This is a genomic window from Azotobacter tropicalis (genome assembly GCF_059739045.1).
Window position 1 is genome coordinate 1,798,413 of record NZ_AP046059.1, and the last position, 25,167, is coordinate 1,823,579.

The following is a 25,167-nucleotide window of genomic DNA, read 5'->3' on the forward strand; positions in this document are numbered from 1 at the left end:
GGACAGGGCCGCAGGTCTCCGCTCCGGCCCGATGGGCAAAGCGTCTATTGTCCCTGTCTCCACCGGGCTACCGCCAGCCGGCAAGCGCCCTTCACGCCGAACGGAACATCTCTGTTAGGCTCGCCCCCTGTCCCCTTCCCTGCCAAGGAATCCTCGATGAACAAGCGTCGCGCCGTTTTCCTCGACCATGCCTCCCTCGACCTCGGCGATCTGGACCTCGCCCCGCTGCGCCTGGCCTTCGACGAGCTCGTGCTGCACGACGCCAGCAGCGCCGGCGAGGCGGCCGGGCGGCTCGCCGGCGCCCAGGTAGCGATCGTCAACAAGGTGCCGCTGAGCGCGGAAACCTTGGCCGCCTGCCCCGACCTGGAGCTGGTGCTGGTCTCCGCCACCGGCACCAACAACGTCGACCTCGCCGCCGCCCGCGCGCTGGGCGTGGCGGTGTGCAACTGCCAGGGCTACGGCACGCCTTCGGTGGCCCAGCACACCCTGATGCTGCTGCTCGCCCTGGCCACCCGCCTGCCCGACTACCAGGCGGCGATCCGCGCCGGCCGCTGGCAGCAGGCCACACAGTTCTGCCTGCTGGACTTCCCCATCGTCGAGTTGGAGGGCAAGACCCTCGGTCTGCTCGGCCACGGTGAACTGGGCAGCGCCGTTGCCCGGCTGGCCGAAGCCTTCGGCATGCGCGTGCTGCTCGGCCAGCTGCCGGGCCGCCCCGAGCGCGCCGACCGTCTACCACTGGCCAAGCTGCTGCCGCAGATCGATGCCCTGACCCTGCACTGCCCGCTGACCGAGCAGACCCGCAACCTGATCGGCGCCGAGCAGTTGCAGGCGATGAAGCCCAACGCCTTCCTGATCAACACCGGCCGCGGCGGGCTGGTCGACGAACAGGCGCTGGCCGACACCCTGCGCCGCGGCCACCTGGGCGGCGCGGCCTGCGACGTGCTCAGCGAGGAGCCACCGCGCCACGGCAATCCGCTGCTGGCGCCGGATATCCCGCGGCTGATCCTCACCCCGCACAGCGCCTGGGGTAGCCGCGAGGCGCGCCAGCGCATCGTCGGCCAGTTGGCGGAAAACGCCCTGGCCCATTTCGCCGGCACGCCGAAGCGTCAGGTCGCCTGAGCCGAAAGCCGCTCTGCTAAGCTGCGGGCTTTTTCCGAGGATGTTTCATGGACCCGCGTAGCGAAGTGCTGTTGCGCCAGGCCGAGCTGTTCGGCGGCGATCTGCTGCTGGCCGGCCTGCCTGCCGACGACCTGCTCGGCCGGCTGCCCGCCGCCCACGGCTGGAGCTGGCAGGCCGGGGAGCACGCCGCGTTGGCCACGCGCTTCGCCGGACGCTGCCAGTTCGGCGTCGCCCCCGGCGAGCGGCCCTTCGCCGCCGCCGTGCTGTTCCTGCCCAAGTCCGCCGAGCTGACCCGCTACCTGCTCGATGTCCTGGCTGCCCGCCTGCCCGGCGGCGAGCTGTACCTGGTGGGAGAAAAGCGCGGCGGCATCGAGAGCGCCGCCCGCCAGCTGCAGGCCTTCGGCCGGCCGCGCAAGCTGGACAGTGCCCGACACTGCCAGCTGTGGCAGGTGACGGTGGAGCAGGCTCCTCCGGCCCCCGTGCTGGAAGAGCGCGCCCAGCGCTACCGGCTCGAGCTGGCCGACGGTGCGCTCGAGGCGATCAGCCTGCCGGGGGTGTTCAGCCACGGCCGCCTCGACCGCGGCAGCGCCCTGCTCCTCGAGCACCTCGACGGACTGCCGCCGGGGGATCTGCTCGACTTCGGCTGCGGTGCCGGCGTACTCGGCGCGGCGCTCAAGCGACGCTATCCGCCGAGCCGGGTGAGCCTGCTGGACGTGGACGCCTTCGCCCTGGCCAGCACCCGCCTGACCCTGGCAGCCAACGGCCTGGAAGCGGAGCTGATCGGCGGCGACGGCATCCAGGCCGCTCCCGGCGAACTGGCAGCGATCATCAGCAACCCGCCGTTCCACCAGGGCGTGCACACCGACTACCAGGCCACCGAGACGCTGCTGCGCGAGGCCGCCCGCCACCTGCGTCCCGGCGGCGAGCTGCGTCTGGTGGCCAACAGCTTTCTCAAGTACCCGCCGCTGATCGAGCGCCATCTCGGCTCCTGCCAGGTGCTCGCCGAGGCCCACGGCTTTCGCGTCTACCGCGCAGTCCGGGCGCGCTGACTTGCCCACCGGCGGCGGCTTGGGCACAATGCGCGCCGTCCTGGGGGAGTAGTCTCCCGCGAGCGCCGCTCGCCCGGCACCCGTCAACATGCTTGGCCCACAGGCCATGGCGGGTGCGACCCCGGCCCACGCAGGCCGCCGGGTTTGACAAGACCCATGACGCGCACACCTCTAGCCGGGGCGGGGAGGCGTGCGCGTCATGGAACCGTGTCGACCCGCCCCCGCAGGAAATTCGATGGAATCCCTTTTCGTCCCCACCCTGATCGTTGCCCTGGCCGAAATTGGCGACAAGACGCAACTGCTCGCCCTGCTTCTCGCCGCCCGCTTCCGCCAGCCCTGGCCGATCATCTGGGGCATCGTCGTCGCCACCCTGGCCAACCACTTCGCCGCCGGCGCGGTCGGTAACTGGGTCGCCGGCTTCTTCTCGCCCGCCACGCTGAGCGCCATCCTCGCCGCCGCCTTCGCCGCCGTGGCGGCCTGGACGCTGATTCCGGACAAGCTGGACGAGGACGAGGAGTCCGGCCTCAAGCGCTACGGCCCGTTCCTCACCACCCTGATCGCCTTCTTCCTCGCCGAAATGGGCGACAAGACGCAGATCGCCACGGTGATGCTGGCCGCCCAGTATCCGCACTTCGTCCTGGTGGTGATCGGCACCACGCTGGGGATGCTGATCGCCAACGTGCCGGTGGTGCTGGCTGGCAACTTCGCCGCCGACCGCCTGCCGCTGACCCTGATCCGCCGCATCGCCGCCGCCGGCTTCGCCGCCCTGGCCGTCTACACCGGCTACCAGGCCATGCAACTGGCCGGCTGGCTGTAAGCCCTTCGTCCAAAGGGGGTCGCGCTTGCCCGGCCCCTCCCCCTTGGGCACAATGTCCGCCGTCCTAGGGGAGTTCTCTCCCGCCCGCCGCGGCCTGTCGCCAGGTCCGGTCATGACGCGTGCGCTCCAGGCCCGTCGTATACATGCCAAGGTATGACACGCGTCCCTCACTCCCGGGGCGGGGAGGCGCGCGTGTCCTGGAAGACTGTCGTCCCGCCCCCAGGAAATCCGATGGAATCACTCTTCATCCCCACCCAGATCTCCATCCTCGCCGAGATCGGCGACAAGACCCAGCTTCTGGCCATGCTGCTGACCCTGCGCTTCCGCAAGCCATGGCCGATCGTCTGGGGCATGCTCATCGGCATCCTCGCCAACCACTTCCTCGCCGCCGAAGTCGGCCATCTGTTCGCCCGCTACCTGTCGGAAGTCGCGCTGAACGGCATGCTCGCCCTGGCCTTCGCCGCGATCGCCGTGTGGACCCTGCTGCCCGACCAGCGTGGCGACGACGACGACTCCAAGCTCAAGCGCTACGGCCCGTTCCTGACCAGCACCATCGCCTTCTTCTTCGCCGAGATGGCCGACAAGACCCAGGTCGCCACCGTGGTGCTGGCCGCGCAGTACACCTATCCCTTCTTCGTGGCGGTCGGCACGACGCTGGGCATCGTGGTTTCCAACGCGCCGGTGATCCTGCTGGCCGGCAACTTCGTCGCCCAGAACCTGCCGCTGAAACTGATCCGCCGGATCGCTGCCCTGGCTTTCATCTGTCTGGCGATCTATTCGGGCTATCAGACCGCCAAGCTGGCCGGCTGGCTGTAGACACCGGCTGCGCTGCCCCCGACCGGGGGCAGCTTCAGTTGCCGCCCCGGGCCTGCCGGTACAGCGGCATGACCTTGGGAATCGCCGCCTCCAGCGCCGCCGTGCGGTTGCCGGGCGAGGGGTGGGTGCTCATGAACTGCGGCGTGCCGTTGTTTCCCGCCTGGCTCATCTTCTGCCACAAGGTGATCGCCGCGTTCGGGTCGTAGCCGGCGCGAGCGGCCAGCTCCAGGCCGATCAGGTCGGCCTCGTTCTCGTTGCTGCGGCTGTTGGGCAGGGTCATGCCGTACTCCACCGCCACATCCGCCAGGGCGATACCGGCCTCTCCCACGCCGAGCAGCGCGCCGGCCCCCTGCTTGGCCATCTGCACGGCATAGGCCTTGGACATCGCCTCGCGGCCGTGCTCGCGCAGAGCATGGGCGATCTCGTGCCCCATCACCGCGGCGATCTCGTCGTCGGTCAGTTGCAGTTTCTCGATCAGCCCGCTGTAGAAGATGATCTTGCCGCCCGGCCCGCAACTGGCGTTCAGCTCGTCGCTGTCGATCAGCGCGACCTCCCACTGCCACTGCGCGGAATCGGCGCGGAACAGCGGTGCTTTGGCGATCAGCCGCTGGGCGATGGCGTTGAGGCGCCGGGCATTCTCGCTGCCGGTGTCCAGAACACCCTTGCCGGAGGCTTCGCTCAGCGTCTGCTGATAGGACTGGGCGTACATCTGGTTGACCTGCTCGGTGGAGAGCATGCTGAACATGTACTGCTTGCGCTCGACTCCCACTGCGCCACCGCTGGTGGTCTGGACGGGCTGGCAGCCCGACAGCAGCAGGGCGACGGCTACACCGGTGAGATAGGAAGACTTGCCCATGGGGGTACTCCTGGCGAACACGGCCTGTATGCTAGGTCGCCGGCACAGGGGCGGCAACCGGGGCCGAAGAATGGATAATAGCGATAAGCCAGCCCCAGAAGCGGGGCCGGCAAGAGAGCGCCGGCAGCCCGGAAAGTTCCCGCGGCGCCCTGGCTCAGGCCGGCGTCAGGCACTCCGGGGCATCCAGCCGCGGGTCGTTGACCAGCGCTGCCAGGGCCCGTTCGCGCAGGGCCGGTGCGGGCTGCAGCAGCAGCCCCTGCAGCGCGGCCGGGGAACTGGCGGCATCCAGCCAGAGCGCCTGCTCGGCCTCGCCGAGAATCAGCGGCCGGCGCTGGCCGGCCGTCGCCTGGGTGATCATGGCGGCGCTCAGGTAGACCTGCCCGCCGGCCGAATAGGCCTCCCAGATCGCCGCAAAGTGCAACAGCGGTGCCGCGCCGGTCATCCAGTAGGGGCGTTTGCGCGCGCTACCTCGCCACTCGTAGAAGCCGTTGGCCGGCAGCAGACAGCGCCGCGCGCGGAAAGCTTCGCGGAACATCGGCTGCTCGGCCAGGGTTTCCGCCCGGGCATGTGCTGGGGTACGCGACAGGTCGGTCAGCCAGGCCGGAGTCAGCCCCCAGCGTGCCAGCGCCACCTCGCGCTCGCCGTCCACAGCGTGCAGCATCAGCACCCGGGCGGCCGGGGCGATGCTCCAGTGCGGCGCCAGATCCACGGGAAAGCCGCGCAGGGCAGCCAGGGCCGGAGTCCAGCGAAACAGGGCATAGCGTCCACTCATGATGGCAAGCACTCGGGGCAGGAGAGGAAAAAGGCCTCACCATTGTAGCGGCGCCAGCCGTCGGGGCCAGGTAGCCGTGACCCGACCGTTTCGCCACGGCAAAACCACCACCAGCGGCGCGTTTCCGGCATCGTGGAGTCCGCCGAGTTGCCGCTATAATGCCCAGCCGATTTTCCCCCGCGACAGGAGGCGCAGGCCCGCACCTCCGCCTCTTTGTTTATCTACCCAGTCCTGATCAAGAGCACATGATGGGCGAATTCGATGCCATCCGACCCTATGCCGACGCCGAAGTCCCTGCCGTTCTGCAACGGCTGATCGCCGACGCCGACTTTCTCGACATTCTTACCCGCTTCCGCTTTCCACGCCTGGCCGGGCCGCTCGGCTGGCTGCTCAAACCGCTCATCGCCCTGCGCCTGCGCGCCGAGTTCGCCCGCATCGACAGCGTCGCGTCCCTGCAGACGAAGATCGAAGCCTATGTCGACCACACCATCGAGCGTGCCACGGATGGCGTGACCTACAGCGGCGTCGAACAGCTCCGGCCCGGCAAGGCCCGGCTCTTTCTCGCCAACCATCGCGACATCGTGATGGATCCGGCCTTCGTCAACTACGCGATCTACCATGCCGGACTGCGCACGCCGCGCATCGCCATCGGCGACAACCTGTTGCAGAAGCCCTTCGTCAGCGACCTGATGCGCCTGAACAAGAGCTTCATCGTGCATCGCTCGCTGAGCGGGCGGCGGGAGAAGCTCGCCGCCTACCAGCTGCTTTCCGCCTACATCAACTACTCGATCCGCGAGGAAGGCGAATCGATCTGGATCGCCCAGGCCGAAGGCCGCGCCAAGGACGGCGACGACCGCACCGACTCGGCGATCCTCAAGATGTTCCACATGAGCCGTAAGGACGAACCCTTCGCCGAGGTGGTGAAGGCTCTCAACCTGACACCGGTGTCGATCAGCTACGAGTACGACCCCTGCGACCAGGCCAAGGCCCGCGAGCTGTACATTCGCGCCACTACCGGCAGCTATACCAAGGCGCCGGGCGAAGACGACCAGAGCATCGCCCTCGGCATCACCGGCTACAAGGGACGGGTGCACATCCACTTCGGCGCGCCGCCGGAAACGCTGCCGGAAGATGCCAAGCAGCTCGCTGCGGAGATCGACCGGCGGATCCTCGGCAACTACCGGCTGTTTCCCGTCCATTACCTGGCCTATGCCATGCATGCCGGACGCGATCCGCAACTGCAGGTGCCGACCGCCGCGGAGCTGTTTCCGGCCGAGGAAGTCGCCCGTGCCGAGGCGGAATGGCAGAAGCGCCTGGCCGCCTGCCCGGAAGAGCAGCGCCCCTATCTGGTCCAGCAATACGCCAACCCGGTGCGCAACCAGTATCGGGTCAAGGCCGGCCTGCCGCTGTAGGAACGACAGCGCCGCACCCGGTCAAAGCCGGGTGCTGCACCAGGAAAGGAGCAGGGCCAGCAGCAGGGTGCCAGCGCCGAAGCAGTAGAAGAAGCGGTTGACCCGCCCGGTCGCCGCCTCCAGCGACCAGGTGCCCTCCTCGTCCAGTTCCCCCTCGCCGGCCAGGCGTGCCAGGGCACGCTGCTCGCGCAGGCGGGTGGCCAGCAGCAGCCAGCTCCCCGCGAGAGCGAAGAACAAGGCTACGGCATTCAGCAGCAGCGACGGGGCAAGCGGCAAGGGAAACCCAGGGGCCGGCAGTAACATCAAAACCTCCGCATCGGAGAGGTGCACAGAGAAGCCGCGCGCACCACAACAGGGAAAGACAAGTCGTTCTCCAACCGGCGGAGAGCGCCAGCGTCTGCTGCGGAAACGGAGAAAACTCCTGTCGCAGAACGGCTTGGCGATCGCCGTGCATCCCGCAAAAGCAACTGGCCGGCAGCTTGCATGAAGCCTCGCCGCGGACAGAGAAGACTCATCCCTATTCTATGCAAGCCAAGCGCCTTATAAGCGCTACTTTCGACCAAATTCGCCAATGAGTCGTCGGAGTTCTGATTCCGTCGGAAAACGGTCATCCGACCGCCCTACAGTCTGAAGCCCTAGCCATGAGGCAAGGCAACCGATCAGCCATGGAGGAACCGACATGCAGCACGCTGAATCCCTCGAACGCCCGACCGAGTTGCAGGACGAGCTGGAGGAGCGCATCGGACTGGACTTCTGCGTCCACGACCAGGACTGGCTGGACTACTGCCGGCTGGGCGGCCACGAGCACTACGAACTGCTCGCCGCCAGTCGGCCAAAGAGACGCTACGCCAAGGCCGCCTGACAGGGCGAAGCCCTACGGTACTGGAACCAGCATCGCCCCCGGAAGCGAGCCCGGCTCCGGCAAGCGGACCGGGCTGCACGAATCCCGCCTCAGCGCCCCAGCAGCAACTGACCGATGGCCGGATCCTTGAAGGCACGGGTCAGCGCATCACTGAGCACGTCGCCGATCAGCTTGGTGTTGGTCTGCTGGTTCGGCGCCATGCCAAAGCGCTGGTTCAGCGAGGCGCCATAGCGGCCGCTGTAGCGGCGCCCGCTGTTCTGCACATCGACCCGGAAGGTCGCGCCGATATCCGCCTCGGTGACATACATCCCCTTCTTCGGCGACTGGTATTTCAGCTCGGCCAGGGTCAGGGTCAGCTGCGGCGCGTTGTAGGCATTGGGCGACGGGGTGAAGCCGAGCAGGCGCACCGCCGTCTCGGCCTGGGTCTGCAGCCGGGGCAGCACATCCTGGCCGCGCACGACGATCGCGCTGGTTTCCGGATACAGCCCGCCGCGCGTGCCCAGGTTCGGCGAGGCGCGCCCGTCGACCACCCGCACGACGACGGGCTGGCCGCTGCCGACCGCAACGAGTGGCGCGTTGAGCTTGGGCTCGGGGGTGATTTGTTGCGGGCTGAGGGCGCAGCCGGCCAGTCCCAGGCTGGCGATGGCGACCAGGCCAAGCAACAGACGATGCAGCATGCTCGATTCTCCAGAAGTGGCGAGGGAAGCGCAGTATAACGGCCTCGGCAGCCGCCCGCAGCCGGCGTCACGGCCCCGGAGCGCAGCCCTTCGCACCGCGCGGGGGGCCCCGGAATAAAACTAAAGCCAAAGGGTCAACTTTGTTGATTTGGCGCTATACTCGACCCCCGATTATAAGGTTGCTCCTGATCGGGCATCGTCATGCACAGCCGTGCAGCGCCATTTGGCACGACTTCCCGCAGAGAGTCGCCACCCGCCGCCATTGTCGGCATCGGTTTTATTTTCCGCCCATCGCGCAGAACACTGTCGCTTGCAAGGACGCAGCCTGTCTCGCTACGCCCGGGTATTGGCGTGCCCGAGACAACGACTGAACAAGGGCCTCGACTTCAAAAGAGCGTGGCAATGCGGTTTTTTCACTACTTCAAAAGAGTGTGGCGAGCAATGAACGACGACGCGTCCCGAGCGAACATTGATGCTTCTTCGCCATCGACAATCCAGTGACCGAGAGATCGGGGTCTACCCGCTAGGGCCGGCCGAATGGATGCCGCGACGAGAGTCGCTAATTGCCGGGACGGAAAACCCGCCCGTTTTCCCGGCAGCCACGCAGGTGTCCCGTGTGAGCACAGCCGAGTATTCGGCAGGTGCCCGTCAAGGAACAACGGATAACAGGCCGACCGGGCGGCCGGAGCACCCTCGAGTGGTGCAACGGCGCAGCCAGACGCCTGAGGATCAGGTGCAAGGTCGTACTGCCAATTTGGTGTTGCAGATTTGGAGGCGTTAATGGCGCAGAAAAATTACGAAGTTGATGTGGTGCTGGTCGGCGCCGGCATCATGAGCGCGACACTGGGCGTGCTCCTGAAGGAACTCGATCCCGGCATCAAGCTGGAAATCATCGAAATGCAGGACTCCGATGCCCTGGAAAGTTCCAACCCCTGGAACAACGCCGGCACCGGACATGCCGGCCTGTGCGAGCTGAACTACACCCCGCAGGCGGCCGATGGCTCGGTCAAGGCGCAAAAGGCCGTCGAGATCAACACCAAGTTCGAGGTTTCCAAGCAGTTCTGGGCCTACCTGCTGGAGCAGGGCAGCTTCGGCGCGGCGCAGTCCTTCATCAACCCCGTGCCGCACCTGAGCTTCGTGCGCGGCGACAAGGACATCGGCTTCCTCAAGACGCGCTTCGAGGCCTTGAAGCAGCACCACTGCTTCGCCGACATGGAATACACCGAGGACAAGGCGACCCTCAACGAGTGGATGCCGCTGATGATGGCCGGCCGCGACCCGAGCGAGCGCCTGGCCGCAACCCGTTCTCAGGGCGGCACCGACGTCAACTTCGGCGCCCTGACCGGCCAGTTGCTGCAGCACCTGACCAGCAAGAGCGATGTCGCGGTCAGCTACGACCACAAGGTCACCGGTCTCGAGCGCGACGGCAGCGGCTGGCAGGTCACCGTCAAGGACAGCAAGTCCGGCGAGAGCCGCGTCATCAAGGCCGGTTTCGTGTTCCTCGGCGCCGGCGGCGGCGCCCTGCCCCTCCTGCAGATGTCCGGCATTCCGGAAGGCCACGGCTATGGTGGCTTCCCGGTCAGTGGCCAGTGGCTGCGCTGTGACAACCCCGAGGTGGTCAAGCAGCACCAAGCCAAGGTCTACAGCCTGGCCGCGGTCGGCGCGCCGCCGATGTCGGTGCCGCACCTCGACACCCGCGTGGTCGACGGCAAGAAATCCCTGCTGTTCGGACCCTACGCCGGCTTCACCACCAAGTTCCTCAAGCACGGCTCGTTCCTCGACCTGCCCAAGTCGATCCGTCTGAGCAACATCGGCCCGATGCTGGCCGTGGCCCGCGACAACATGGACCTGACCCGCTACCTGATCAAGGAAGTGAAGCAGTCCATGGGCGATCGCCTGGAGACCCTGCGCGGCTTCTACCCCGAGTTCAACCCGCAGGACTGGCGCCTGGAAATCGCCGGCCAGCGCGTGCAGATCATCAAGAAGGATGCCGAGCGCGGCGGCAAGCTGGAGTTCGGCACCGAGATCGTCGCGGCCGCGGATGGTTCGATCGCCGCGCTGCTGGGAGCCTCTCCGGGCGCCTCGGTTTCCGTGTCGGCCATGCTCGACCTGCTGCAGCGCTGCTTCGCCGAGCGGATGAAGTCCGAACAGTGGACCGCCCGTCTCAAGGAGATCTTCAAGGCCTCGGCCAAGGACCTGCAGGAAAGTCCGAGCTGTACCGTAGCGTCCAGGCCTCCTCGAACCAGCGCCTGGGCCTGGTTTCTAGCCCGGCCAAGGCCGTGCCCGCGGCCGCCAGCGCCGATAGCTGATCGGATCGCCGGCCATGAAAAAACCGCCTGAACAGGCGGTTTTTTCGTTTCCGGGGATCGCTCGGCTCAGCGCCGGGCGGCCCGCACGATGTCGATGTAGGGCTCGGCGAGCCGCTGGTCCTGGATCAGCGCGATGAAATCGCGTCCCTGGCTGTCCTGCGCCGCGAGGTCGTAACCGGCCTCGACGAAGAAGCCCACGAAGCGCTCGAAATCGTCCACCCGCAGCCCCCGGTAGGCCTTGATCAGCTTGTGCAGGGCGGGCGGCGTGTCGTCCGCCGGCTCGACATCGAGGAACAGGCGGATTTTCTCCTCGCTGATCTCCTCGCCAATCACCTGCTTCTTGTCTTTCTTGCGCATGTTTCGCTCCCTTGACGGCTCTGGAAAAGGCGCATTCTAGCCGTGCTCGGCAGGCAGCGTCTCACAACCCTTGACCGCATAGATGCCGGCCGCATTGCGCCAGTAGCCCTTGTAGTCCATGCCGTAGCCGAAGACGTAGCGGTCCGCGCAGCTCAGCCCGACGTAATCGGCCTTGAGATCCGGCGTGGCCTTGCGCTGGTGCTGCTTGTCCACCAGCACCGCGGTATGCACGGCGCTCGCCCCCTCGTGGCGGCAGAAGTCGATGATCGCCGCCAGGGTATGTCCTTCGTCGAGGATGTCGTCGATGATCAGCACATCGCGGTCGATGAAGGAAAGCTCCGGCTTGGCTTTCCAGAACAGATCGCCGCCGCGGGTTTCGTTGCGGTAGCGCGTAGCGTGCAGGTAGGACAGCTCCAGCGGGAAGCCCAGCAGCGGCAGCAGCTTGCCGGCGAAGACCAGTCCGCCGTTCATCACGCAGAACACCACCGGATTGCGCTCGGCCAGCTCGGCGTTGATCGTCGCGGCGACGCGCCCGATCGCCGCCTCGACTTCGGCATGGTTGAACAGGCAATCGGCCTCCGCCATGACTTGGCGGATATGGGCGAGATCGACGGACATGGCATTTACCTCGGCTGGTAGGGGGCGCTGAAGGCCCGCCGCAACGAGCCGGCCCCGGCAATCGGAGCAGGAACGTTACCCAGCGTCCTGGCTGCGGGCAAGCCCTGCGGCCAGGCAGCGCATGGCCGCCATTCATTCTCCGCCGGGCCGGTGTTTTAATTCGGGCATCATTCCAGAGCGTCGGAGCCCTTCATGCCCATCCACGAAATCCACCACCCGCTGATCCGCCACAAGCTCGGCCTGATGCGCCGCGCCGACATCAGCACCAAGAGCTTCCGCGAACTGGCCCAGGAAGTCGGCGCCCTGCTCACCTACGAGGCGACCAAGGACCTGCCGCTGGAGAGCTGCCAGATCCACGGCTGGTGCGGTCCGGTGGAGGTGGAAAAGATCGCCGGCAAGAAGATCACCGTGGTGCCCATCCTGCGCGCCGGAATCGGCATGCTGGACGGTGTGCTGCGGCTGATCCCGAGCGCCAAGGTCAGCGTGGTCGGCCTGTCGCGGGACGAGGAAACCCTGGTCGCGCACACCTACGTGGAGAAGCTGGTCGGCGAGATCGACCAGCGCCTGGCGCTGATCGTCGATCCCATGCTCGCCACCGGCGGCTCCATGGTCGCCACCATCGACCTGCTGAAGAAGGCCGGCTGCAAGGAGATTCGCGCCCTGGTGCTGGTCGCCGCGCCGGAGGGCATCCGCCTGCTCGAGCAGACCCACCCCGACGTGACCATCTATACCGCGGCCATCGACCAGCGCCTCAACGAAAACGGCTACATCATCCCCGGCCTCGGCGATGCCGGCGACAAGGTGTTCGGCACCAAGCAGAAGCCGAGCTGAGGCTCTGAGCCTGTTCACGATCTAGAGCCTGTTATTAACCCGTTCGTTTCTTGATCAGCCTGGTGCTGCCAAGGCCTTGAGAGCAGTCGGCAACATCAGGCAAACAAAGGCTATGAAGTGAAAGCCCGCCAGCGTCGAGGCCAGACGCTCGTAGTCCCGACTCAGTCTTCGAAAGCGGGCCATCCAGCCGAAGCTGCGCTCGACCACCCAGCGCCGGGGCAGCAGGATGAAGCCCTTCTTCGCTTCCGTGTGCTTGATCACTTCCAGCTGGATGCCATGCGCCTCTGCCTGTCGGGCCGCCGACTCGCCGCTGTAGCCCTGGTCGGCGAAGGCAACCTCCACCGCCTCACCGGTCACCCGCTGCACCTGCTCGGCGAGGGCGGCCACCTGGGCGCGGTCCTGTTCGTTGGCGGGCGTCACCCGCAGGGCGAGCAACTGCCCCAGCGTATCCACGGCCATATGCACCTTCGAGCCCTTGCGGCGTTTGGCCCCGTCATAGCCGGCCCGTGCGCCGCTTTCCGGCGTCGACTGCAGGGTGCGGCTGTCGAGGATCACGGCGCTGGGCTGAGCCTTGCGCTTGTCCGCCACCCGGATCAACTCGCGCACATCATGCAGCAGTTCCTCGAAGACGCCGGCCTCGATCCAGCGTCGGGTCTGCTGATACACCACCTGCCACGGCGGCAGATCATGCGGCATCTGCCGCCAGAGCAGGCCGCCGCGGACGATGTAGCGCAGGGCATTGAAGACCTCGCGCAGGCTGTGGACGCGATGGGCGGAGGATTCGGGCATCAGCGCCAGATAGGGCGCCACGAAGGCCCACTCCTCATCGCTGACATCGGTGGGGTAGGGTTTTCGGGTTGTCGTCTGCATAACTGCAAACGATAACCAAAGCAGTGGTTAATAACAGGCTCTAGCGAGCTAAGGTCAAGCAAGGCGAAATCGGGTGAGGAAGCGGAGTTTACGAGCGGTAAATGAGCATTCCGAACCGATTTCAACGCAGCATGGCCGACGCGCAGCAGATCATGGACAGGCTCTCAGGCCGGCGTGCGGCAAAGCTGCGCCAGCGCGGCCGCCCACGCCGGATGATCGTTGAGGCAGGGCACCAGGAGCAGTTCCTCGCCGCCGGCCGCCCGGAACTGCTCGCGGCCGCGCTGGCCGATCTCCTCCAGGGTCTCGATGCAGTCGGTGACGAAGGCCGGGCACATCACCAGGAGCCTCTTCACCCCGCGCGCGGCCAGCGCGTCGAGCTGCTCCTCGGTGTAGGGGCCGATCCACTTGGCGCGCCCCAGGCGCGACTGGAAGGACACCGACCACTGTCCTTCCCCAACCCCATCTGCCGAGCGAAGCCCTCGGCGGTCTGCAGGCACTGCGCCCGGTAGCAGCGCGCCAGCACGGCCGACGGCGCCTGGCGACAGCAGTCGGCGCTGCTCAAACAATGCGTGCCGCTCGGATCGGCCTTGCGCAGGTGACGCTCCGGCAGGCCGTGAAAGCTCAGCAGCAGGTGGTCGAAATCCCGCTGTAGATGGGGTCTGGCGCTCTGCACCAAGGCCTCGAGGTACTCCGCCCGGCCGAAGAAGGGCGCCAGCACCTGCCACTCCAGCGCCAGGCCGCTCGCCCGCAGCGCCCGCCGGGTCTCCTCCACCACGGTGGTCACGGTGCTGTCGGCGAACTGCGGATAGAGCGGCGCCAGGGTCACCCGGCGCACGCCACCCTCCGCCAGCCGGTTCAGCGCCGCCTCGATGGACAGGCTGCCATAGCGCATCGCCAGCTCCACCGGTCCCTCGTGCCAGTGGGCCTGCACCGCCTCCTGCAAGCGGCGGCTGAGGGCGATCAGTGGCGACCCTCCGGCCACCAGATCGAGGCATAGGCATGCGCCGACTGCTCCGGCCGCTTGCGCAGGATCAGCGAGACCAGCAGGCGGCGCAGCGGCCAGGGCAGGTCGATCACGTAGGGGTCCATGAGAAACTGGTCGAGGTAGCGGCGCACGTCGGCCACTTCGGGGGAATCGGGCGAGCCCAGATTGACCAGCAACAGCGCGTGATCGGTCATGCAGCATCCTTGAGTCGGTGATCGCCCAGCAGATCGGCCAGGGCGACGTTGAGATCGGTGAAACGGAACACGAAGCCCGCCTCGGACAGACGCGCCGGCACGGCGCGCTGGCTGCCGAGCAGCAGTCCGGCGAGCTCGCCGAGCCCCAGGCGCAGGGCGAAGGCCGGCGCCGGCAAGCGGGCCGGACGGTGCAGCGCCCGGCCCAGGGCGCGGGCGAACTCGCCGTTGCGCACCGCCTGCGGCGCGCAGGCATTATAGGGACCCTGCGCATCCTCCCGGTGCAGGAGAAAGTCGATCAGCGCGACCTGATCGGCGATGTGTACCCAGGGCATCCACTGCCGGCCGTTGCCGAGCGATCCGCCCAGGCCCAGGCGGAACAGCGGCAGCAAGCGCTGGAGAAAGCCGCCGTCGGGCGCCAGCACCAGCCCGCTGCGCAGCAAGACTACGCGCACGCCCAGCTCCTCGGCGCGCCGCGCCGACTCCTCCCAGGCACCGCACAGCTGGCTGGCGAAATCCGTGCCGACCGGTCCCATGTCCTCGCGCAACTCGCGCTCTCCGCCATCGCCGTACCAGCCCACCGCCGACCCCGAGATCAGCACCTTCGGCCGCTGCAGGCGTGTCTGCAGCCAGTTCACCAGGTGCTCGGTCAGGGTGATCCGGCTGCTCCAGAGCAGCGCCTTGCGCCGACGCGTCCAAGGCCGCTCGGCAATCGGCGCGCCGGCCAGATTGATCACCGCATCCAGCGTCTCGCCGTCCAGCTCCTCGAGCCGTCCGACACCCCGCACGGAGGGCCCGCAGAGGCCGGGAACCCGCTCCGGCGTGCGGCTCCACACCGTCAGCCGATGCCCCTGGGCAGTCCAGTGCCGGCACAGCGAACGTCCCATCAATCCAGTACCGCCAGTCAGCAAAATGTGCATTGCCGCCTCCTCGCATTGCCAAAGGCATGCATCGCCCTACTTTGAATTTATGACTCTTTTACGCTTTCGCACTTGTCGATTTAGGAGTACAGATGAAGGAGCGCCAACCGTTGTGATCCGCGCCGGGCGTATGGGATGGGGAATTCGTCCACGGCGCACCTGCTGAAGGGGTACGAGGTAAATCATGACTTTTCCTATTGCCATCATTGGCACAGGTATCGCGGGGCTCTCCGCGGCGGGGGCACTGCACGCGGCGGGACTCGAAGTCCAGCTGTTCGACAAGGGCCGCGGCAGCGGCGGCCGCATGGCCAGCAAGCGTACCGAGGTCGGCATCCTCGACCTGGGGGCCCAGTATTTCACCTGCCGCGACCGCCGCTTCGCCGAGGCGGTCCAGCAATGGCGCAGCCACGGCTGGGTCGCCGAGTGGCAGCCCAGTCTCTACGACTCTGCCAATGGCACGCTGCGCCCGTCCCAGGACGAGCAGATCCGCTGGATCGGCACGCCGCGCATGAGCGCCCTGACCCGCGGCCTGCTCGGCGACATGCCGGTGCGCTTCGCCTGCCGCATCACCGAGGTCTTCCATGGCCAGCAGCACTGGATGCTGCAGGATGCCGACGGCAAGGCCTACGGTCCGTTCAGTCAGGTGGTGGTGGCCACGCCGTCTCACCAGGCGGCGCAGTTGCTGGCCGCTGCCCCCAAGCTGGCCAGCAGCGTGGCCAGCGTGGCGATGGAGCCGAACTGGGCGGTCGCCCTGTCCTTCGAGCAGGCGCTGGACACCCCGGTGGACGGCTGCTTCATCCAGGACAGCCCGCTCGAATGGGCGTCGCGCAACCGCGGCAAGCCCGGTCGTGCCAGCCAGCCGGATACCTGGGTGCTGCAGGCCAGCAGCCGCTGGACCCGGCAGCATCTCGATCTGCCCAAGGACCAGGTGATCGAGCAGCTGTATGGCGCCTTCGCCGAAATGATCGGCTGCACCGTGCCGAAACCGGTGTTCAGCCTCGCCCACCGCTGGCTCTACGGCCGGCCGGTCGGCACCCACGGCTGGGGCGCCCTGGCCGACTCCAGCCTCGGTCTCTACGCCTGTGGCGACTGGTGCCTGTCCGGGCGCGTCGAAGGCGCCTGGCTCAGCGGCCAGGAAGCTGCCCGCAAGTTGCTGCAGCACCGCGCGAACTGAGCTTCGCCTCCTTTCCGCACCATACCTGCCCGACGGCCACCACAAGGCGGCCGTCATCAGCGCTTGCCGAGCACCTCCGACGTCCCTGCCGCTCCGCTCTTTCCATATCATGATTCTCCTCCCCGGCATCACCCGCGATTACTTGTACAAACAGTTGATCATGTACAGGAATACTCCTAAGCTGGACGCATAGTTATACAAATGCAATGGCCTGTACAGATATTAGCGAGGTCGCCCATGCCTTCTGCCAGACCGAAGATCGCCATCAGCGCCTGCCTGCTCGGTGAACGGGTGCGCTTCAACGGCGGCCACAAGGAATCGCCGCTGTGCAGCCGCGAGCTCGCCAAGCACTTCGACTTCGTGCCGCTCTGCCCGGAAATGGCCATCGGCCTCGGAACGCCACGCCAGCCGATCCGCCTGGTCGGCGACCCGGCCAGCCCGCGGGCGGTCGGCACGCGCGATGCCGCGCTCGACGTCGGCGCACCGCTCGGCGCCTATGGCGAGCGCATGGCCGGCGAGCTGGACGACATCGACGGCTTCATCTTCATGCAGAAGTCTCCGTCCTGCGGTCTGGAGCGGGTCAAGGTCTACCAGGCCAACGGCCATCCGGCCGAGGGTGGCGGCCGTGGCCTGTTCGCCGCCGCCTTCTGCGCGCGTCGCCCGGAGCTGCCGGTCGAAGAGGACGGCCGCCTGCACGACCCGGTGCTGCGCGAGAACTTCGTCACCCGGGTGTTCGTACACGCCGAATGGCGCCAGTTGCTCGGCCAGGGCCTGACTCGCCAGGCGCTCCTCGACTTCCATGCCCGCCACAAGTACCTGCTGATGGCCAGCCATCCGCAGCAGTACCGGGCGCTTGGCCAACTGCTCGGCGAGATCGGCCGGCATGCGCCGGAGGAGCTCGGTCCGCGCTACTTCGCCCGGTTGATGGCGGCGCTGCGCCAGTGCGCCAGCCGTGGCAGCCACGGCAACGTGCTGCAGCATCTGTGCGGCTATCTGCGGCCGGCCCTGGATCCGGACGAGCGCGCGGAACTCCAGCAACTGATCGAGCAATACCGTCTCGGCATGCTGCCGCTGGTGGTGCCCTTGACCCTGCTCAAGCACCATTTCCGCCGCCATCCCCATCCTTACGTGGCCCGGCAGGTCTACCTGCAGCCGCACCCTGAAGAACTAGGCCTGCGCAACGCGATCTGAACGATGTCCGAAAAACTACTGCCCGCCCCACCGCTCGATGAGCCCGAAACCGCCGCCGAACCCGGCTGGCTGCCGATCCGCGAGGTCGCCCGGCAGACCGGGGTCAACCCGGTCACCCTGCGCGCCTGGGAGCGTCGCTACGGCCTGATCCTGCCGCGCCGCACCCCCAAGGGGCACCGCCTGTACAACGACGCCCACGTGGCGCGCATCCACGCGGTGCTCGCCTGGCTGAACCGCGGCGTGGCGGTCGGCCAGGTCCGCGACCTGCTCGACCGCGAGCCGCCGAGCGAAACCGAGACGGCTCCCGACAACCCCTGGCAAGTCTTGCTGGGGGAACTGCTCGCCGCCACCGAGGCACTGGCCAGCCGCCGTCTCGATGCCCTCTTCGACCAGGCCGGCTCGCTCTATCCCGCGCCCCTGCTCTGCGAGCGTCTGCTCCAGCCGCTGCTCGCCGAGCTGGAGCGGCGCGAACGGGCCGGGGCCGGGCTGGAGCGCGCGTTCTTCCTGTCCTGGCTGCGCACCCGGCTCGCTGCCCGCGTGCATCAGCACAACCGCCAGGGCAACGGCGCGCCGCTGTTGCTCGCCGGCCTCGCCGGACAGCCGATCGAGCCCGGCCTGTGGCTCTGCGCCTGGCTCGCCACGGCGACCGACCGACCGCTGGAGGTGCTCGACGGGCCCGCGTCCCTCGCCGAACTGGAACTGGCGTTGCCACGTCTGGCGCCGTGCGGCCTGCTGCTCTATGCCGCCCAGCCGCTGACCGCGGTGCAGCTGCGCCAGCTCGAGCGCCTGGCCCGCGGCAACATTCTTCCGCTGTTGCTCGCCGGCCCGGCGGCGGTCGCACAGCGGGAAGCGCTGGCGCAGCTGCCCGGCCTGCTGCTGGCCGAGAACCCGCCCGCCGCGCTGCGGCTCCTGCAGGAGCTGCACGGGAAAGCGCCATGCGCCAATTGATCTGGCTGCGCAGCGACCTGCGCGTCCGCGACAACCGTGCTCTGAGCGCCGCCATGGCCACCGGACCGACCCTCGCCCTCTACCTGCTCAGCCCCGGCCAGTGGCGCACCCACGACGACGCCCCGAGCAAGGTCGACTTCTGGCTGCGCAACCTGGTCGAGCTGTCGCACAGCCTGGCGCGCCTGGGCGTGTCGCTGCTGATCCGCCGGGCCGATACCTGGGACCAGGCGCCCGCTCTCCTCGCGCGCCTGTGCCATGAGCAGAACATCGTCCGGGTGCACGTCAACGACGAATACGGAGTCCACGAAAGCCGCCGCGATGCGGCGGTGGAGCGCGCATTGCAGGTGCAGGGCGTCGGCCTGCAGCGACACCTGGACCAGCTGCTGTTCGCCCCCGGCAGTCTGCTGACCCGCTCCGGCGGCTGCTTTCAGGTGTTCGGCCAGTTCCGCCGGGCTTGCCACCAGCGCCTGGCCGCCAGCCTGCCGGCAGTCGGCGGCCAGCCCGCCGCGCAGCCGCCGCTGGGCGTCGCCGGCGATGCCGTTCCCGCTGCAGTGGAGGGTTTCGCCACCCCGCCGGAATCCCTGCGCCGGCTCTGGCCGGCCGGCGAGGCGGCCGCGCAGCGGCGCCTGCACGAGTTCGTCGAGGACCGCCTCGCCGCTTACGGAAAGGCCCGCGACTTTCCCGCCGAGCCCGGCACCAGCCGGCTGTCGCCCTACCTCGCTGCCGGCGTGCTGTCGCCGCGCCAGTGCCTGCATGCGGCGCTGCAGGCCGGCGGCGGCGAATTCGACCGTCCGGGCGTCTCCGCCTGGCTCGACGAGCTGCTCTGGCGCGAGTTCTACAAGCACGTGCTGGTCGGCTACCCGCGGGTGTCGATGGGCCGCGCCTTCCTCACGGAAACCGAGGCCCTGCCCTGGCGCGATGCTCCGCAAGAGCTGGCGGCCTGGCAGCAGGGGCGCACCGGCTTTCCGCTGGTCGATGCGGCGATGCGCCAGCTGCTCGCCACCGGCTGGATGCACAACCGCCTGCGCATGGTGGTCGCCATGTTCCTGACCAAGAACCTGCTGATCGACTGGCGGCACGGCGAGCGCTGGTTCATGCGCCACCTGATCGATGGCGACCTGGCCGCCAACAACGGCGGCTGGCAGTGGAGCGCCTCCAGCGGCACCGATGCGGTGCCCTATTTCCGTCTGTTCAACCCGCTCGCCCAGTCGCGCAAATTCGACCCGGACGGGCGCTTCATCCGTCAGTGGCTGCCGGAGCTGGAGGGCCTGGACAACCGCGACATCCACGCGCCGGCCGGATTGTTCCGCCCCGCCGGCTATCCTTTGCCGATCGTCGAGCTGCCCTACAGCCGCGAACGCGCCCTGGCCGCCTTCAAGGCCCTGCCCCGCCGCGGCTGAGCCACCTCAGCAGGGCAGCGCCTCGACCGGCGCGGCCTCGCCCCACAGCAGTGGCAATACCCGTTCCAGCCCGGCCGGATCGCCGCTCGACCAAAAGCGCGCCGCGGCCGGCCCGGCGGCCAGCAGGTCGCCGGCCTCAAGCAAACGCTCGAGCTGGCGGGCCACCGCGGCGCCGGTGTCGATCAGGCTGACCGAAGCGGGCACCAGCTCCCTGAGCAGCGGCCTGACGAAGGGGTAATGGGTGCAGCCGAGGATCAGGGTGTCGCAGCCCTCGGCCAGCAGCGGCGCGACGAAGCCCTGCAGCAGTTCGCGGGTCTGCGGCCCGTCCAGCGCGCCGGCCTCGATCCGCTCGACCAGCCCGGGACAGGGCTGGGTGATCACCCGCACGTCGCCGGCGAAGCGGTCGAGCAGCGCGGCGAAGCGGGCGCTCTTCAGCGTTCCGGTGGTCGCCAGCACGCCGACCCGGCCGCTGCGGGTGGCTGCCGCCGCCGGCTTCACCGCCGGCTCCATGCCGACCACCGGCAGCTCCGGGTACAACTCGCGCAGCTCGGCCACCGCCGCCGCGGTGGCGGTGTTGCAGGCCAGCACCAGCGCCTTGGCGCCTCGCTCGAGAAGGAAGGCGGCGATATGCCGGCAGCGCTCGCGGATGTACTCGGGGCTCTTCTCGCCGTAGGGCACGTGGCCGCTGTCGGCGACGTAGCACAGCGACTCGCGGGGCAGCCGGGCGCGGATCTCGCCCAGCACCGACAGCCCGCCGACCCCGGAATCGAAAACGCCGACCGGCGCCTCACTGGCCATGCCGCGCTCCACACACCGGACAGTGCGGATCGCGCCGCACGCGCAGCTCGCGGAAGCGGCTGCTCAGCGCATCGACCAGCAGCAGGCGGCCGACCAGCGGCTCGCCGAAACCGGCCAGCAGCTTGAGCGCCTCCAGGGCCTGCAGGCTGCCGACCAGCCCGACCAGCGGACCGACCACCCCGGCCTCGCTGCAGGTCAGCTCGGCCTCGCTGCCGTGGCCGTAGAGACAGTGGTAGCAGGGACTGTCCCCGTTGCGCGGATCGAACACCGAGAGCTGGCCTTCGAGACGGATCGCCGCGCCGCTGACCAGCGGCTTGCCGGCAGCCACGCAGGCGGCGTTGACCGCTTCGCGGGTGGCGAAGTTGTCGCTGCAGTCGAGCACCAGATCCACCGCCGCCACCGCCGTGGCCAGCGAATCGGCATCCAGGGCACCACGCAGTGGATGCAGGGCGACCTCGGGGTTGAGCGCCGCCAGCCGGGCCAGCGCCGAGTCCACCTTGCCCTGGCCGACGCTCGAGGTGTCGTGCAGGACCTGACGCTGCAGGTTGGTCAAATCCACGCTGTCGAAGTCCGCCAGATGCAGCGCGCCGACCCCTGCCGCCGCCAGGTAGAGCGCCACCGGCGAGCCGAGCCCGCCGAGGCCGACGATCAGCGCACGGCTCTGCTTCAGGCGCAGCTGACCGTCCACGTCGATCTGCGGCAGGAGGATCTGGCGGCTGTAGCGCAGCAGTTCTTGGTCACTGAGCATGAAGATGTCCTGGCAAGAAAGGGGATGGATTCGAAGGGGCGCGCCGGCAAGCGTGGGAAAGGCCTGCGCCCGCTTCCCACCCTACAAGAGCCGTACGGCAGGGTGACAGCCCTCGCCCCGAACTCACGCGGGCAGCCGTCCCAGGCTGATGCGCTCGTGGCCGCCGAGGTCGCGGCGGCTCTCCACGTTGACGAAACCGCGCGCAACCAGCAACCCACGCACGGCGGCGGCCTGCTCGAAGCCGTGCTCCAGGAGCAGCCAGCCGCCGGGCTCGAGATGCTCGGGCGCCTGGGCGACGATCAGCCGGATGTCGTCCAGCCCATCGACGCCGGCCACCAGCGCGCTGGCCGGCTCGAAGCGCACATCGCCCAGGGCCAGGTGCGGATCGGCGGCGGCAATATAGGGAGGATTGCTGGCGATCAGCGCGAAACGCCGGCCGTCCAGCGCGGAAAACCAGTCGCTCCGCAGGAACGCGGCGTTGCCCAGGCCCAGGCGCCGGCGGTTGCGCTCGGCCAGCGCGACTGCCTCGCTGATTCGGTCGACGCCGGTCAACTGCCAGGCCGGCCGCTCCGCCGCCAGCGCCAGGGCGATGGCCCCCGTGCCGGTGCCGAGGTCGAGCACCGCGGCATTGGACGCCGGCAGCAGGGCCAGGGCAGTTTCCACCAGCAGTTCGGTGTCCGGGCGGGGGATCAGGGTCGCCGGCGCCACTTCCAGATCGAGGCTCCAAAAGCCCTGCCGGCCGAGGATGTAGGCCACCGGCTCGCCGGCCCGGCGGCGCGCCAGGTCGGCGGCGAAACGTGCGGCCAGCGCCTCCGGCACTTCGCGCTCGGGCCAGGTACGCAGGTAGCTGGCGGACTTGCCGAGGGCCGCGGCGAGCAGCCATTCGGCATCCAGCCGCGGGCTCGGCGAGTCGGGCAGCTCGGCGCTGTTCAGCAGGGTTTCGATGGTCGGCATGCCTCGACTCCGTCGGCGTCGTAGGGCGGGTGAAACCCGCCGGGTTCGGTGCGGCCCCGCGCCATGTTCGGCAGGCTTCACCCGCCTACGCGTCAATCCCCCAGCGCGGCCAGCTGGTCGGCCTGGTACTCGCTGAGCAGCGGCTCGATCACCGCATCCACGCCGCCGGCCATGACCTCGTCGAGGGCGTAGAGGGTCAGGTTGATACGGTGGTCGGTGACCCGTCCCTGCGGGAAGTTGTAGGTGCGGATGCGTTCGGAACGGTCGCCCGAACCGACCAGCAGCTTGCGCGTCTCGGAGATTTCCTTGTGCGCGGCGGCGTCCTGGCGGTCCTGCAGCTTGGCCGCCAGCCAGGCCATGGCCTTGGCGCGGTTCTTGTGCTGCGAGCGCTCCTCCTGGCATTCGACGACGATGCCGGTGGGCAGGTGGGTGATGCGGATCGCCGAGTCGGTCTTGTTGACGTGCTGACCGCCGGCGCCCGAGGAGCGGTAGGTGTCGACGCGCAGCTCGGCCGGGTTGATCTCGATCGCCGCCTGCTCGTCCGGCTCCGGCAGCACTGCGACGGTACAGGCCGAGGTGTGGATGCGGCCCTGCGATTCGGTTTCCGGCACGCGCTGCACGCGGTGGGCGCCGGACTCGAACTTCAGCTTGCCGTAGACGTTGTCGCCCTCGACGCGGGTGATGATCTCCTTGTAGCCGCCGTGCTCGCCGGCATTCTCCGAGAGGATCTCGATCCGCCAGCCCTGCTTCTCGGCGTAGCGCGAGTACATGCGGAACAGGTCGCCGGCGAAGATCGCCGCCTCGTCGCCGCCGGTGCCGGCGCGGACCTCCAGGAACACGTTGCGCCCGTCGTTGGGGTCCTTGGGCAGCAGCATGCGCTGCAGGCGGTCTTCCAGGCCGAGCAGCCGCTCGCGGGCCTCGGCCACCTCTTCGGCGGCCATCTCGCGCAGGTCCGGATCGCTGTCCTTGAGCAGCGCCTGAGCACCTTCCAGATCGTCCTGCACCTTGCGGAAGTCGCGGTAGGCGGCCACCACCGGCTCGACCTCGGCATACTCCTTGGAGTAGGCGCGGAACCGAGCCTGTTCGGCGATCACCTCGGCATCGCCGAGCAGTGCAGTGAGTTCCTCGTAGCGGTCGTGCAAGAGGTCCAGTTTGTTCAGCAGGGAGGCTTTCATCGTTTCGGCTCACCCTCGTCGAGGGCAAAGAGTTCCTGGGCCACGGCCAGCGCATCGAAGCGACCGTCGGCGGAGAGTTTCTTCAGCTGCACGCTGGGCGCATGCAGCAGCTTGTTGGTCAGTGCGCGAGCCAGGGAGGCCATCACCTCCAGCGGGTCGGCGCCGTTGCCCAGCAGGCGCTGGGCCTTGGCCAGCTCCTCGTCGCGCAACCGCTCGGCCTGCTGGCGGTAGGCCTTGAGCAGGTCCACCGCGGCCAGCTCGCGCAGGCGCAGCATGAAGTCGTCGGCGCCGGCGGCAACCAACTCCTCCGCGGCTTTCGCCGCATCCTGGCGGCTCCGGCGGTTTTCCTCGATGACCTCGTGCAGGTCGTCGACGCTGTACAGGTAGACGTCGTCCAGTTCGCCCACTTCCGGCTCGATGTCGCGCGGCACGGCGATGTCGACCATGAACATCGGCTTGTGCTTGCGCTGCTTCAGCGCCCGCTCGACCGCTCCCTTGCCGAGGATCGGCAGCTGGCTGGCGGTGGAACTGATGACGATGTCGCTGTTGGGCAGCTCGCTGCCGAGGTCGGCGAGCATGATCGCCTGGCCGCCGACCTGCTCGGCCAGGAGCCGGCCGCGCTCCAGGGTGCGGTTGGCGACGACGATGCGCCGGACGCCCTGCTCGTGCAGGTGGCGGGCGACCAGGCTGATGGTTTCCCCGGCGCCGATCAGCAGCGCCTGGCTGCGCTGCAGGTCGCTGAAGATCTGCTTGGCCAGGCTGACCGCGGCGAAGGCCACCGACACCGGGTTCTCGCCGATGGCGGTGTCGGTGCGCACCGCCTTGGCGGTGCTGAAGGTGGCCTGAAACAGCCGGCCGAGCAGCGGGCCGACGGTGCCGGCCTCGCGTGCCACGGCATAGGCGGTCTTCATCTGGCCGAGGATCTGCGGCTCGCCGAGCACCAGCGAATCGAGCCCGGAGGCGACGCGCATCATGTGGCGCACCGCGGAGTCGTCCCGATGCACGTAGGCGCAGGCGCGCAGCTCGTCCAGACTCAGCCGGTGGTAATCGGCCAGCCACTGCAGCACCCCATCGACCCCCGGACTATCCTGCTCCAGATAAAGTTCGCTGCGGTTGCAGGTGGAGAGGATCGCCGCCTCGCGGCTGTCGGTATGCCGGCAGAGCTGCTGCAGTGCTTCGGCAAGCTGCGCGGGAGTGAACGCCACGCGCTCGCGGACATCCACCGAGGCGGTCTTGTGGTTGATACCGAGGGCGATGAATGCCATTCAGGTGCGCAGGTCCGAACAGGGAAAGCACGCGATTGTCCTACTTCGACAGA

At 68.3% G+C, this 25,167-nt stretch carries 24 protein-coding genes and 2 pseudogenes; 12 read left to right on the forward strand and 14 right to left on the reverse strand.

The window, feature by feature from the left end:
• Positions 1 to 156 precede the first annotated feature (156 nt).
• The 4 genes from Atro_RS08405 to Atro_RS08420 all read left to right on the forward strand — a co-directional run bounded on the left by Atro_RS08405 (position 157) and on the right by Atro_RS08420 (position 3,801).
• Positions 157 to 1,119: a 2-hydroxyacid dehydrogenase gene (locus Atro_RS08405; protein WP_497927214.1), complete on the forward strand. Its 963-nt coding sequence runs from the start codon at positions 157 to 159 to the stop codon at positions 1,117 to 1,119.
• Between the two features lie 47 nt (positions 1,120 to 1,166).
• Positions 1,167 to 2,168, forward strand: coding sequence for a methyltransferase (locus Atro_RS08410; protein ID WP_497927215.1), 1,002 nt, complete (start codon positions 1,167 to 1,169; stop codon positions 2,166 to 2,168).
• Between the two features lie 235 nt (positions 2,169 to 2,403).
• Entirely contained in the window at positions 2,404 to 2,985 is a 582-nt protein-coding gene (locus Atro_RS08415) for a TMEM165/GDT1 family protein (RefSeq protein WP_497927216.1), read from the forward strand.
• 231 nt (positions 2,986 to 3,216) lie between these two features.
• Positions 3,217 to 3,801: a TMEM165/GDT1 family protein gene (locus Atro_RS08420; protein WP_497927217.1), complete on the forward strand. Its 585-nt coding sequence runs from the start codon at positions 3,217 to 3,219 to the stop codon at positions 3,799 to 3,801.
• Positions 3,802 to 3,835: 34 nt separating this feature from the next.
• On the opposite strand, the gene Atro_RS08425 is transcribed toward Atro_RS08420, so the two are convergent.
• A complete protein-coding gene (locus Atro_RS08425) occupies positions 3,836 to 4,657 on the reverse strand; it encodes a M48 family metallopeptidase (RefSeq protein WP_497927218.1) in 822 nt (273 codons plus the stop codon).
• Between the two features lie 154 nt (positions 4,658 to 4,811).
• On the reverse strand, positions 4,812 to 5,429 hold the full coding sequence (locus Atro_RS08430) for an SOS response-associated peptidase (RefSeq protein WP_497927219.1): 618 nt from the start codon (positions 5,427 to 5,429) through the stop codon (positions 4,812 to 4,814).
• A gap of 248 nt (positions 5,430 to 5,677) precedes the next feature.
• Here Atro_RS08430 and Atro_RS08435 point away from each other — a divergent pair, with 248 nt between their 5' ends.
• Positions 5,678 to 6,841 (forward strand): 1-acyl-sn-glycerol-3-phosphate acyltransferase, encoded by a 1,164-nt coding sequence (locus Atro_RS08435; protein WP_497927220.1) that lies wholly within the window; start codon positions 5,678 to 5,680, stop codon positions 6,839 to 6,841.
• Positions 6,842 to 6,862: 21 nt separating this feature from the next.
• Here Atro_RS08435 and Atro_RS08440 read toward each other — a convergent pair whose 3' ends face one another.
• Positions 6,863 to 7,144 (reverse strand): hypothetical protein, encoded by a 282-nt coding sequence (locus Atro_RS08440; protein ID WP_497927221.1) that lies wholly within the window; start codon positions 7,142 to 7,144, stop codon positions 6,863 to 6,865.
• Positions 7,145 to 7,520: 376 nt separating this feature from the next.
• On the opposite strand from Atro_RS08440, the gene Atro_RS08445 reads away from it, so the two are divergent.
• Positions 7,521 to 7,703 (forward strand): hypothetical protein, encoded by a 183-nt coding sequence (locus tag Atro_RS08445; RefSeq protein WP_497927222.1) that lies wholly within the window; start codon positions 7,521 to 7,523, stop codon positions 7,701 to 7,703.
• An 89-nt stretch (positions 7,704 to 7,792) separates the two neighbouring features.
• Here the strand turns inward: Atro_RS08445 and Atro_RS08450 are convergent, their stop codons facing one another.
• A complete protein-coding gene (locus Atro_RS08450) occupies positions 7,793 to 8,380 on the reverse strand; it encodes a YajG family lipoprotein (protein WP_497927223.1) in 588 nt (195 codons plus the stop codon).
• Between the two features lie 780 nt (positions 8,381 to 9,160).
• On the opposite strand from Atro_RS08450, the pseudogene mqo reads away from it, so the two are divergent.
• Positions 9,161 to 10,689 (forward strand): annotated as a pseudogene (gene mqo / locus Atro_RS08455) (malate dehydrogenase (quinone)).
• 66 nt (positions 10,690 to 10,755) lie between these two features.
• On the opposite strand, the gene Atro_RS08460 reads toward mqo, so the two are convergent.
• Entirely contained in the window at positions 10,756 to 11,046 is a 291-nt protein-coding gene (locus Atro_RS08460; protein WP_497927224.1) for a PA4642 family protein, read from the reverse strand.
• A 36-nt stretch (positions 11,047 to 11,082) separates the two neighbouring features.
• Positions 11,083 to 11,664, reverse strand: coding sequence for a hypoxanthine-guanine phosphoribosyltransferase (locus tag Atro_RS08465; RefSeq protein ID WP_497927225.1), 582 nt, complete (start codon positions 11,662 to 11,664; stop codon positions 11,083 to 11,085).
• A gap of 192 nt (positions 11,665 to 11,856) precedes the next feature.
• Between Atro_RS08465 and upp the strand changes: the two genes are divergently transcribed.
• Positions 11,857 to 12,495 carry a uracil phosphoribosyltransferase gene (gene upp, locus Atro_RS08470; protein WP_497927226.1) on the forward strand — a complete coding sequence of 213 codons (639 nt, stop codon included), beginning with the start codon at positions 11,857 to 11,859 and terminating at the stop codon, positions 12,493 to 12,495.
• A gap of 54 nt (positions 12,496 to 12,549) precedes the next feature.
• On the opposite strand, the gene Atro_RS08475 is transcribed toward upp, so the two are convergent.
• From Atro_RS08475 to Atro_RS08485, 3 genes and pseudogenes are all read right to left on the reverse strand, one after another.
• Complete coding sequence (locus tag Atro_RS08475) at positions 12,550 to 13,365, reverse strand: IS5 family transposase (RefSeq protein ID WP_497926666.1); 816 nt, start codon at positions 13,363 to 13,365, stop codon at positions 12,550 to 12,552.
• A gap of 164 nt (positions 13,366 to 13,529) precedes the next feature.
• Positions 13,530 to 14,544 (reverse strand): annotated as a pseudogene (gene hemH / locus Atro_RS08480) (ferrochelatase).
• Entirely contained in the window at positions 14,541 to 15,461 is a 921-nt protein-coding gene (locus Atro_RS08485; RefSeq protein WP_497927227.1) for a TIGR01777 family oxidoreductase, read from the reverse strand. Before Atro_RS08485 ends, hemH begins: the two are co-directional and overlap by 4 nt.
• A gap of 184 nt (positions 15,462 to 15,645) precedes the next feature.
• On the opposite strand from Atro_RS08485, the gene Atro_RS08490 reads away from it, so the two are divergent.
• The 4 genes from Atro_RS08490 to phrB all read left to right on the forward strand — a co-directional run bounded on the left by Atro_RS08490 (position 15,646) and on the right by phrB (position 20,174).
• Positions 15,646 to 16,635: an NAD(P)/FAD-dependent oxidoreductase gene (locus Atro_RS08490; protein ID WP_497927228.1), complete on the forward strand. Its 990-nt coding sequence runs from the start codon at positions 15,646 to 15,648 to the stop codon at positions 16,633 to 16,635.
• Positions 16,636 to 16,872: 237 nt separating this feature from the next.
• Entirely contained in the window at positions 16,873 to 17,826 is a 954-nt protein-coding gene (locus Atro_RS08495) for a YbgA family protein (protein WP_497927229.1), read from the forward strand.
• A gap of 3 nt (positions 17,827 to 17,829) precedes the next feature.
• Positions 17,830 to 18,774, forward strand: coding sequence for a MerR family transcriptional regulator (locus Atro_RS08500; RefSeq protein ID WP_497927230.1), 945 nt, complete (start codon positions 17,830 to 17,832; stop codon positions 18,772 to 18,774).
• Positions 18,762 to 20,174, forward strand: a complete 1,413-nt coding sequence (gene phrB / locus Atro_RS08505) for a deoxyribodipyrimidine photo-lyase (RefSeq protein WP_497927231.1) — start codon at positions 18,762 to 18,764, stop codon at positions 20,172 to 20,174. The genes Atro_RS08500 and phrB overlap by 13 nt, the downstream gene beginning before the upstream one ends.
• 6 nt (positions 20,175 to 20,180) lie before the next feature.
• On the opposite strand, the gene murI is transcribed toward phrB, so the two are convergent.
• The 5 genes from murI to hemA all read right to left on the reverse strand — a co-directional run bounded on the left by murI (position 20,181) and on the right by hemA (position 25,114).
• Positions 20,181 to 20,972 carry a glutamate racemase gene (murI, locus tag Atro_RS08510; RefSeq protein WP_497927232.1) on the reverse strand — a complete coding sequence of 264 codons (792 nt, stop codon included), beginning with the start codon at positions 20,970 to 20,972 and terminating at the stop codon, positions 20,181 to 20,183.
• The gene (locus Atro_RS08515; RefSeq protein ID WP_497927233.1) at positions 20,962 to 21,720 is read right to left on the reverse strand and encodes a molybdopterin-synthase adenylyltransferase MoeB; all 759 of its coding nucleotides are present in this window, start codon (positions 21,718 to 21,720) and stop codon (positions 20,962 to 20,964) included. Before Atro_RS08515 ends, murI begins: the two co-directional genes overlap by 11 nt.
• A gap of 123 nt (positions 21,721 to 21,843) precedes the next feature.
• Positions 21,844 to 22,674 (reverse strand): peptide chain release factor N(5)-glutamine methyltransferase, encoded by an 831-nt coding sequence (prmC, locus tag Atro_RS08520; protein ID WP_497927234.1) that lies wholly within the window; start codon positions 22,672 to 22,674, stop codon positions 21,844 to 21,846.
• Between the two features lie 92 nt (positions 22,675 to 22,766).
• Complete coding sequence (gene prfA / locus Atro_RS08525; RefSeq protein WP_497927235.1) at positions 22,767 to 23,849, reverse strand: peptide chain release factor 1; 1,083 nt, start codon at positions 23,847 to 23,849, stop codon at positions 22,767 to 22,769.
• Complete coding sequence (gene hemA / locus Atro_RS08530) at positions 23,846 to 25,114, reverse strand: glutamyl-tRNA reductase (RefSeq protein ID WP_497927236.1); 1,269 nt, start codon at positions 25,112 to 25,114, stop codon at positions 23,846 to 23,848. Before hemA ends, prfA begins: the two co-directional genes overlap by 4 nt.
• Between the last annotated feature and the right edge of the window lie 53 nt (positions 25,115 to 25,167).